Source organism: Janthinobacterium sp. AD80 (assembly GCF_002878455.1).
GTDB lineage: Bacteria > Pseudomonadota > Gammaproteobacteria > Burkholderiales > Burkholderiaceae_D > Janthinobacterium.
Map to the genome: position 1 here is coordinate 1 of NZ_NRDQ01000170.1, position 9,725 is coordinate 9,725.

A 9,725-nucleotide genomic window follows, 5' to 3' on the forward strand; every position below is an offset into this window, starting at 1 on the left:
GTCAGCAGGCTGGTGTCGTCCGGCGTGGCCATGGCCATGCGGCCATAGGCGGGCGCCTGCGCGCCGCCCCAGCCCAGCAGGCTGTTGTTTTGCGGCTGTGCAAATTCGTCCGTGCCGCCCAGCGAGGTGTCCTGCGTCACGCGGGGCATGCCGCCGCCGCCCGTGCGGCCGTTGCCGGACAGGCCGCCGCCGTTGCGCAGCGCATGCGTGCCATCGTCTTCATTCCAGCGGTTGAAGCTCTGGTCTTCCTTCTTGCGGCCAAACGCCTGGTCGTCGCTGCTGCCATCGTTGGTCATGCTGTCCCTGCCGATGTCGCCGTTAATCAGGCGGCAATTGCTGCTCATGGCGTTCATGTCGCCATCCTTGGCGCGCGCTTGCTGGCCGGATGAAGCATCGGTTGCCGCGCAGCGCTTTTCATTGTTCTGTGCCTGTGCCTTGCCTTGTGCCTGTGCCGCAGGGATGAATGCGAATATGGCGCTGGCAAGTATGGCTAAATGGTACATAGGGTTGATTTTCATCGTAAGGCTCTCATAGGTCGCTTGTTCGCTGTCGCCGCACAGGCTTGCGGATACTGCCACAGCCTGCGGTGCGTGCTCTTGCTTGGCTAATTGCCAGTTTACTACTTGCGGAAATTTACTTTCCGGCATTTTCATGGCGGGAGTCGTACTCGGCCGGACGAGGCGTGATTTGGGCCTCGTGGGGAACTGATATGGCTTGCCGCACACACATCTGGAATGCGCCGAGCGCCAGGGCCGCACCGCATGGTGGGCATGCACGGCTCTCGTTTTCTGTCGCTGTGGAACTTTAATTGAATGTTGGAAATATACCATAAATGGCGTAACTGCTGGGAAAAACGGTGTTTTTTGTTGCGTAAAAGACATAGGCTCATGTTTTCAAGCTATCGTTTTGCTCCGTTCGGATGAATGCCATGTCATTAAGCTGTCATGGCAAAATGTTAATGTAGGTACATCAGTGACGACACTGTTCTTGCCCTGGCGGCGGCTGCGTTTGTCCGCACCTTCCGCCAGCACTTTTTGCCAGCATCCTTATTCATCGAACAGGATCTTTTCATGTCCCCATCATTCCATGCGTGCACGCCACCCGGGCGCCTGACCATCCTGGCCGCCTTGCTGGCCAGCCTGTCCGTGCCGGCCCTGGCCGCTTCCGACCTCGTCATCAGCCAGGTGTATGGCGGCGGCGGCAATTCCGGGGCGCTGTACACCCACGATTTCATCGAGATTTTCAACCGCGGCGCCAGCCCGGTAAATGTGAATAACTGGAGCGTGCAATACGCCTCCGCCGCCGGTACGACCTGGGCCGTCACGGCCTTGCCGGCTATCGATTTGCAACCCGGCCAGTATTTGCTGGTCCAGCAAGCCAAGGGCGCGGGCGGTACGGCAGCGCTGCCGACGCCGGATGCGACGGGCGGCGCGGCCATGTCGGGCACGGCGGGCAAGGTGCTGCTGAGCAATGGCAAGACGGCGCAATCGGGCGCCAGCCCCACGGGGGCGGCCGTCATCGACCTGGTGGGCTTTGGCACGGCCAACGGCTTCGAGGGCAATGCGGCGCCCGCGCCATCGAATACCTTGTCTATTCTTCGCGCGAATGGCGGCTGCGGCGACACGGACGACAATGGCGCCGACTTTGCCACCGGCAGCGTGACGCCGCGCAACACGGCGTCCGAGCGCCACGTCTGCGGTGGTCCCGTCGTGCACCAGATCATCACCAGCTGCCCCGCCAGCCTGGCCCTGGCCGCGGGCAATGGCGGCAACGCCGTGCTGCGCGCCGCCGACGTTGACGGCGTGGTGAATGCGGCCAGTGTGACTTCGCCCGCCGTGGCCGGCATCAGCCTGGCCAATTTCAGCGCCGCCGGCGTGGCTGGCGAGAGCGCCACGGTCAGTCTGGTGGTGGCCGCTGGCGTGCCGGTAGGCAATTACCCCGTTACCGTGAGTTTCAGCAACGACCAGCAGCAGAGCGCCAGCTGCAAGATCGATGTGGCCGTGCAAGGCCTGGCCGCCATCAGCCACACGATTCCGCAAATCCAGGGGAGCGGCGCGGCCAGCGCGTATGCCAATTCCGTGCAGACGACGCAAGGCGTGGTGACCTTGAAAGTGGGCACCGGCTTCTTCCTCCAGGATGCGGCAGGCGACGGCGATCCGTCGACCTCGGACGGCATCTTTGTCTACACGGGCGCGACGGCCACCACCGTGCAGCCGGGCGAACTGGTGCGCGTGACGGGCACGGTGTTCGAATACACGCCGTCGGGCGCAAGCAAGTCCTACACGGAATTCAAGGATGTGACGGCCATCCTCACGCAAAGCGCGGGCCACAGCATCGTGCCGGCAAACGTGACCTTGCCAAATGACAACCTGGGCGCCGTCGAAGGCATGCTGGTACGCTTCACGCAGCCACTGACCGTGTCGCAAAACACCTACCTGGGCGCGCGTGGCGAACTGAGCCTGTCGGCCGGACGGCGCGAAGTGCCGACCAACCGTTATCCGGCCGGCTCCGCCGAGGCGCAAGCCTTGATCGCCGCCAACGCGAACAACCTGATCGTGCTCGATGACGGCATCTTTGTCGCGCCAGCGGCGATACCGTACATCGGCCAGGATAACACCGTGCGCAGCGGCGATACGGTGGCCGACCTGACGGGCGTGGTGGACTTTGGCGCCATCGGCGGTGGCGGCGCCGCCTACAAATTGCAGCCGACGCAGCCGCCGCAATTTTCGCGCGACAATCCGCGCACGGCCAGCCCGGAACTACCTGCGGGCAACGTCAAGGTGGCCAGCGCCAATGTGCTGAATTTCTTTACGACCTTTACGAATGGCAATAACGTGTTTGGCCAGACGGGGCAGGGCTGCACCGTGGGTTCGTCGACCAGCAAGAGCAATTGCCGCGGCGCTGACAACCTGGCCGAATTCGTGCGCCAGCGCGACAAGATCGTGGCCGAACTGCAAGCCATCGATGCCGACGTGGTGGGCCTGATGGAAATCCAGAACAATGGCGAAACGGCCGTCACGTATCTGGTCGAGCAATTGAACGCGGCCATCGGCGGCGTTACGTATGCCGTGGTGCCGAAGCCGGCCGCCACTGGCACGGATGCCATCCGCGTGGCGATGATCTACAAGCCAGCCAAGCTGGGCCTGGTGGGCGGCGCCTTGTCGGATGCCAATGCCATCAACAACCGTCCGCCGATGGCGCAAACCTTCAGGGCCGCGAATGGCGAGAAATTCTCGCTGATCGTCAACCACCTGAAATCGAAGGGCAGCTGCCCTTCGGGCGGCGGTGCCGATGCGGATAACAACGACAGCCAGAGCTGCTGGAACGCCACCCGCGTGCAGCAGGCGCAGCGCCTGGTGGGCAGCTTCGTGCCGCAAGTGGCGGCCGCCGCCGGCGACGCCGACGTGCTGGTCATCGGCGACCTGAATTCGTATGGCGCGGAAGACCCGATCCAGGTCATCACGGGCGCCGGCTTCGTCAATGAACTCGAGCGTTTCGTGCGTCCTTCGGGCATGCCGTACTCGTATGTGTTCGGCGGCCAAAGTGGCTACCTCGACCATGCGCTGGCCAGCGCCTCGCTGAGCCCGCAAGTGGCCGGCGTGGCCGAGTGGCATGTGAATGCGGACGAGCCGGAAGTGATCGACTACAACATCGATTCGGCCAAGCCGCAAGACCTGTACAACGCCTTGCCCTACCGCGCTTCGGACCATGATCCCGTCGTCATCAGCCTGGACTTGCAGCCCGCTTACCGCGACATCACGGCCAACGTCTCGACGGCCAGTTCCGGCCTGGCGTTCAATCGCGCGACGCAGAAATACACGGGCACCTTTGCCTTCACCAACACGGGCACGACGGCCATCAGCGGCCCGTTCCAGGTGGTGTTCGGCGGCTTGCCGGCCGGCGTGACCCTGGCGAACGCCACGGGCAGCCATGCGGGAGCGGCTTTTGTGACGGTCAACGCGGCCAGCCTGGCACCGGGCGCGACCGCCTCGTTCGCCGTCAGTTTCACCAATCCGTCGAAAGTGACGATCAATTACTCGGCCAGCATTTTTGCCGGCAACTTCTAAGGACACCATCATGTTGACAACGACATTCAACCTCACCCTGCGCCGCGCCGTGCTGGCCGCCGTGCTGGCCGCCAGCTCCAGCCTGGCGCTGGCGGACCCGCTCGGCTACCACGTGGAAATCGACACCAGCGCCTTTTCCGGCGCCGGCTTCCTCGACTTTGCCTTTATCGCCGGCAATAGCCCGGCACCGGGCGCCAGCGCCACCCTGAGCAACTTCTCGGGCGCCTTTGGCGCGCTCGAATCGCTGGAAGGCAACGTCAGTGGCAGCTTGCCCGGCACCTTGACTTTTGGCAACAGTGGCGCCTACAACGACTGGTTCCACAACGTGACCCTGGGCGGCAAGTTTGCCTTCAACATTGTCTTTGGCGGCGACTTCCTGACCACGGCCGGCAGCGCGGGCACGACCTTTGGTGTCGGCTTGCTCGACGCCAGCGGCATGAGCTACCTGGGCAACGTCAACGGCAATCTGCTGCAGTTCGAGCTGACGCCGGTGTATGGCGGCGCGCCGGCCAGCATCGCCGGCAGCACCTATGCCAGCATCGCCTCGATCTCGGCCGTGCCGGAAGCGTCGGAATGGATGATGCTGACGGGCGGCCTGGCATTGATCGGCCTGGCACTGCGCCGGCGCCAGCCTGTCATGCCTGTTTAATTCGCCGTTTTCCAGCCAGGACACAGCGTGCTGCGGTACGCTGTGTTTTTTTGGCTCTGTCATCGGCAAGTGGGGGGGAAGGCCGGAATCTTCCCGTGGCCGCGTGGTCTGACTCTGCATATTCACCATGCACGGAGCCGATCATGTTGTCAGCCGAATGGACGATCTTTATCGCGCAGTTCGCCAGCCTGAGTGCACGCCAGCGTCAGGCCGGCATTGCCCTGCTGCGTGGCAACGCGCCGCAGCAGGCAGCCATCGCCCTGATCGAGGATGTGGCGCGCCAGCGCCTGGCCTGCCCAGCCTGCCATTCGGCGCATGTGCACCGGCATGGTCATGCGCACGGCCTGCAGCGCTACCGCTGCGTGCCCTGCGGCCGCACCTTCAATGCCTTGACGGGCACGCCGCTGGCGCGCCTGCGCCACAAGGCGCAATGGCTCGAATATGCCGACTGCCTGCTCGACTCCGTCTCGGTACGCCGGGCGGCCAGCCGACTGGGCCTGCACCGCAACACCACGTTTCGCTGGCGCCACCGGTTTTTAAGCCTGGCAAAAACGGACCGGCCGCACTGCCTGCATGGCATTGCCGAGGCCGATGAGCTGTATGTGCTGGAATCGCAAAAGGGCGCGCGCACGATGACGCGTCCGGCACGCCGCCGCGGAGGCCACGCGACCTTGCGCGGCATGTCGCATGAACAAGTCTGCATCCTGGTGGCACGCGACCGCACGGGACAAACCCTCGATTTCGTCACCGGCATGGGGACATTGACGAAGGCGCAGCTGCATCGCTGTTTGCCGCCCGTCATGGACCAGGACGTGCTGCTGGTTACGGATGGCCATGCGGCCTATGCCGCTTTTGCCCGCGAGGCGGGCATCAGCCATCAGGCCGTCAATCTGCGTGCCGGCATGCGTGTGCATGGCGCGGCCCACGTGCAGAACGTGAACGCATATCACAGCCGTCTCAGGCAATGGCTACGTCCGTTTCACGGCGTGGCGACGCGCTACTTGCACCATTACCTGGGCTGGCGCTGGATACTCGATGCCAGGCGCATCCGCTCCCCGGAATCATTGCTGAAAGCCACGCTCGGTGATTTCCCACACTTGACGAGGACATAGCCTGTTTTTTTCGCCTATTTATTTGCAATAGCTATAAATCAGGAAACTAAATTGTATTAGTCAGCGTTTTACGCTTGATGCATAGTCAAAAACTTGTCGAGCCGTCTAGTTTCTCGAGGCTGGCCGCCAACTTTTTCGGGAGGATGCGTCGATGCGCCATCATATTCTGCTGCTGGACCCTGCGCCCGCTATGCAAGCCTTGCTGGTGCATAACCTGGAAGGCGCCGGCCATCGGGTCAGCTGCGCTCTGGACGTGCGCGGCGCGCTGGCGCTGATGGCGGCAGACGCGCCCGACTTGCTGCTGCTGGAATGGGAATTGCCGGACCTTTCCGGCATCGCGCTGTTGCGCCAGCTGCGCCTGGATGGCGCGCTGTGCGACTTGCCCATCATCATGGCCAGCGTGCGCGACAGCGAACAGGACAAGGTGCTGGCGCTGGAGAGCGGCGCCGACGATTACCTGTGCAAGCCCTTCGGTCCGCGCGAGATGCTGGCCAGGGTCCACGCGCTGCTGCGCCGGCGCGCGCGCACGCTGCCGCGCGACGGCAGCAATCAGGCGGCATTGCGCCTCGATCCGCACACCTTGCGCGTAACGGCCGGCAGCGTGCCCATCAATCTTGGGCGCGTCGAATTCAAGCTGCTGCATTTCCTGATGGACCATCCGGGCCGTGTGCATAGCCGGGCCCAGCTGCTCGACCAAGTGTGGGGCCACGCCGCCTACCTCGATGAACGCACGGTCGATGCCCATGTGGGGCGCTTGCGCCACGCCTTGCAGCCGGGCGGCTGCGGCCACCATATCGAAACCGTGCGCGGCAGCGGCTACCGCTACCAGGCGGCCGGCGCCGGTGTCTGCGCATGATGCCGCTGACGGCCAGGGAACAGGAATATGTGCTGCACGCCATTGTTGGCGCGCATGGCATCGCCGCGCGCAGCGATTTCTTTTTGTGGAGCCAGGGCCCGCTGCAGGCGCTGCTGCCGCACGCCGTCCTCGTCTGCGCGCAGCTGGGTGCCGATGGCGCCGTGCTGCGCAGCGAAGCCTGGCATAGCGCGGTGCTGGATGCGGCGCAGGTGCGCAGTTATCAGGAGCAGGCGGCGCACCTGGCGCCGGCATGGCGCGCGGCAGGCCGGCAGGCGCGGGTCATTGATGGGGTTTTAGTTCATGCCAATATGGCAGCGGGCGGCGGCAGCCTGTTCGCGCTGTTCTCCGCGCCGGCACCGCAGGCGGACGCGGCGCGCCAGGCGTATCTGCTGGAATTGCTGCTGCCCTACCTGCACCTCCACTGGCTGGCCCTGCCGGACTATCTGCATGGGGCTCCGGCCGGCGCGGCGCGCGCGGCCAGCGCCCGCGAGCTGGAAGTATTGCGCTGGGTGAGCATCGGCAAAAGCAATGAGGAAGTGGGGCAGATCCTCGGCATCAGCGGCTGGACCGTGAAGAGCCATTTGCAGCGCATCTATAAATTGCTGGGAGTTAGCAACCGCACGCAAGCCGTCACGCGCGGCATGGCGCTGCGGCTGATCGGACATCAGCGCTGATTGTCGGGCGGCAGCTGCCGCTGTCCGCCAGCGCCATTGCCGTCATTCACCTGTTCCATCGTGCTGGGCGACACTTGCGTCACCTCCGGGTGCGCCTTCAGGCGCGCCACTTCCGCTGGCGTCAGCATGGCGGCAAAACCATTGAGTGTCACCGTATAGCGATATTGCACGGGCGCCCCGGCCACCAGCGCCAGCACGGCGCCTTGCCGTTCTTCCAGGTAGGCCGTGTAGCGGCGCGCCGCTTCGCTGCGCGTATCGAGGCGCTGGCCCTGGGCGGCGGTCGGCGCCAGGCCAGGCACGCCGCCCGTGTACGTGGCCAGCGGCGCGGCGGCGAGCTGCACGATATAGGGGCGCCGCATCTGCGCGTCAGGCGCCTGCTCAGCAGTCTGCACGGCGCCAGCCAGGCTGCTGACGCCGGCGATCGAAGCGAGTATCCAGTGTGTCGAGGGCATGGCGTGCTTTCCAGGCGATTCATGACGCCTGCCGTGCCGATTGTACGCCGGAAGCGGCCGCGCATGAAAAACGCGCCCCGCAGGGCGCGTTGTGGTGTGGCGTCAGGTCAGAACGATGCCATTACAGTTTGGCGTCCAGCCTTACCTTGCGCTGGCTGGGCGCGGCCAGTGGCAGCGGGCTGTTGGTTTCCACCGACAGCACGGTGGTGGACGCGGCCGCGTTGTTGCCATCGAGGAAGACCACGCCACCGAGGTAGCGCTTGCCCGTTTCCAGGCCCGACCAGCTGACGCCGGCCGTGGCGCTGCCGCCCACATACACCTTGGTTGGCAGCGTGGCTTTCAGGTTGCCGCCCTTGTCGGCTGTCGTGACGACGGCCGACGACAGGCCGAAGCCGGTCGAGACGCCATTTGCCAGCTCATAGCCGATCACGCACACCTTGTAATTGCCTGCAGCGGGCGTGGTCACAGTAATGGCCTCGTTCGAGCCGGCCGTGGCCGACAGGGCGACGGCCGTGCCTGCGCCATTGAGCAGCATCAGGTCCAAGTCATTGCCCGTGCCTTCGGTGGTGTCGCGGTCGAAGATTTCAAAGCGTGCCACCACGGCGCTGGCGGGAATGCTGACATTGACGGTGCGCACGCCGCTGCCGCCGGCCTTGCACGCTGCCGTCATCTGCGCCACGGTTTCCATGCTGCCTGGGGCCGACTGGTTGATGGTCTGCTCGCTGCGGGCCACTTCCTTCAGGCCGCCCGTTGCCGCGCCGACCTTGCCGGCAAAGCCGGTGGCCAGGGGCAGCGCGCGCAAGCCGCTGACCTTGTCCGCCTGCACCAGTGCCGGCGACTGTACCGCGCGGCCCGAGCGTGCCGTGACGGGGCTGCGTACCGTGTGCACGCCGTCGCTCCACACGAGGGCGCCGTACTGCCAGGCATTGTCCGGCGCCGTGGTGCGCGTCAACGTCACGGTGAAGGACTTGGTTTCGCCCGGCGCCAGCACCAGGCTGGATGGTGCCACCGCCATGCTGTAGCCGCTGATCGAGGCGCTGGCCGTGTAGGTGGCGCTGCTGCTGCCCACGTTGGTGACGCGGCGCGTGACCGTTTGCGTGCCCAGCACGTTGGCGATGGTGATCGACGGCACGTTCAGGTTATAGCCGGCAATGGTGCCGCCCGCGCATTCTGCCGACATGCCGACGCCGCACATGTATTTCTTGTAGTCGGCCAGGCTGGCGTCGTACACGAGGCCCGGATCGGCGGCCTTGTTCGGCGTCACGTGGCCGGCGCCCTGGCCCCATGGCAGGATGCCGCGCGCGTCGCCGGTCTGGATGTCTGGCAGGGTGGTGCTGCCGGTGGTCATCAGGGCCGACTTGATGGCGGCCGGGCTCCACGTCGGATGCTGCTGGCGCAGCAGGGCGGCCAGGCCGGCCACATGCGGGCTGGCCATCGAGGTGCCTTGCAGGAAGATGTAGGCTTGCGCCGGCACCAGGCTGCCATCCTGCACGGCATCGCGCTGGGCGCGCGACAGGGCAGGCGTGCCGCCGGCCAGGATGTCCACGCCAGGCGCGGTGACATCGGGCTTGAGCAGGTTGGCGTCATACAGGTTCGGGCCGCGCGACGAGAAGTCGGCCACCACGGGCGCGGCAGGGCCGTTGCCGTTGGTGACGAAGCGCGAGATGGCCGCCGTGGCCGCGCCCGTTTGTGCCTGGGCGTTGATCAGCGCGCCATCGGCAGCGCTCACGTGCACGGCCGGCAGCACGTGCGGATCGGACACCAGGCCGATGCCCGTGTCGACCAGCACCATGCCGGCGCCGCCCGCTTCCAGCACGGCGACGCCCTTGTCGGTGCGCGCCGTGGTGCCGCGCAGGCAGCTGACGACCTTGCCTGCAACCTTGGCCGGATCCAGCAGCGCCACGCCGCCGTTGTC

8 protein-coding genes are annotated in these 9,725 nt (G+C 65.4%); 5 read left to right on the top strand and 3 right to left on the bottom strand.

Features of this window, described 5'->3' with window-relative positions:
* On the bottom strand, nucleotides 1-518 hold a 518-nt coding region (locus JaAD80_RS24770), incomplete at its 3' end, for a hypothetical protein (protein WP_146012522.1).
* A gap of 552 nt (nucleotides 519-1,070) precedes the next feature.
* Between JaAD80_RS24770 and JaAD80_RS24775 the strand changes: the two genes are divergently transcribed.
* The 5 genes from JaAD80_RS24775 to JaAD80_RS24795 all read left to right on the top strand — a co-directional run bounded on the left by JaAD80_RS24775 (nucleotide 1,071) and on the right by JaAD80_RS24795 (nucleotide 7,358).
* Nucleotides 1,071-4,067, top strand: a complete 2,997-nt coding sequence (locus JaAD80_RS24775; RefSeq protein WP_102298513.1) for an ExeM/NucH family extracellular endonuclease — start codon at nucleotides 1,071-1,073, stop codon at nucleotides 4,065-4,067.
* A 10-nt stretch (nucleotides 4,068-4,077) separates the two neighbouring features.
* Nucleotides 4,078-4,716 carry an NF038129 family PEP-CTERM protein gene (locus JaAD80_RS24780; RefSeq protein WP_102298514.1) on the top strand — a complete coding sequence of 213 codons (639 nt, stop codon included), beginning with the start codon at nucleotides 4,078-4,080 and terminating at the stop codon, nucleotides 4,714-4,716.
* Between the two features lie 143 nt (nucleotides 4,717-4,859).
* Entirely contained in the window at nucleotides 4,860-5,828 is a 969-nt protein-coding gene (locus tag JaAD80_RS24785; RefSeq protein ID WP_102298516.1) for an IS1595 family transposase, read from the top strand.
* Between the two features lie 151 nt (nucleotides 5,829-5,979).
* Nucleotides 5,980-6,684 (top strand): winged helix-turn-helix domain-containing protein, encoded by a 705-nt coding sequence (locus JaAD80_RS24790; RefSeq protein WP_102298518.1) that lies wholly within the window; start codon nucleotides 5,980-5,982, stop codon nucleotides 6,682-6,684.
* The gene (locus tag JaAD80_RS24795; protein ID WP_102298520.1) at nucleotides 6,681-7,358 is read left to right on the top strand and encodes a LuxR C-terminal-related transcriptional regulator; all 678 of its coding nucleotides are present in this window, start codon (nucleotides 6,681-6,683) and stop codon (nucleotides 7,356-7,358) included. The genes JaAD80_RS24790 and JaAD80_RS24795 overlap by 4 nt, the downstream gene beginning before the upstream one ends.
* Here JaAD80_RS24795 and JaAD80_RS24800 read toward each other — a convergent pair.
* Together JaAD80_RS24800 and JaAD80_RS31890 are read right to left on the bottom strand one after the other, a co-directional pair.
* Nucleotides 7,349-7,810 carry a protease inhibitor I9 family protein gene (locus JaAD80_RS24800; protein WP_102298521.1) on the bottom strand — a complete coding sequence of 154 codons (462 nt, stop codon included), beginning with the start codon at nucleotides 7,808-7,810 and terminating at the stop codon, nucleotides 7,349-7,351. The genes JaAD80_RS24795 and JaAD80_RS24800 overlap by 10 nt on opposite strands.
* A gap of 121 nt (nucleotides 7,811-7,931) precedes the next feature.
* A partial coding sequence (locus JaAD80_RS31890; protein ID WP_180979576.1) for a S8 family serine peptidase occupies nucleotides 7,932-9,725 on the bottom strand: 1,794 nt, incomplete at its 5' end.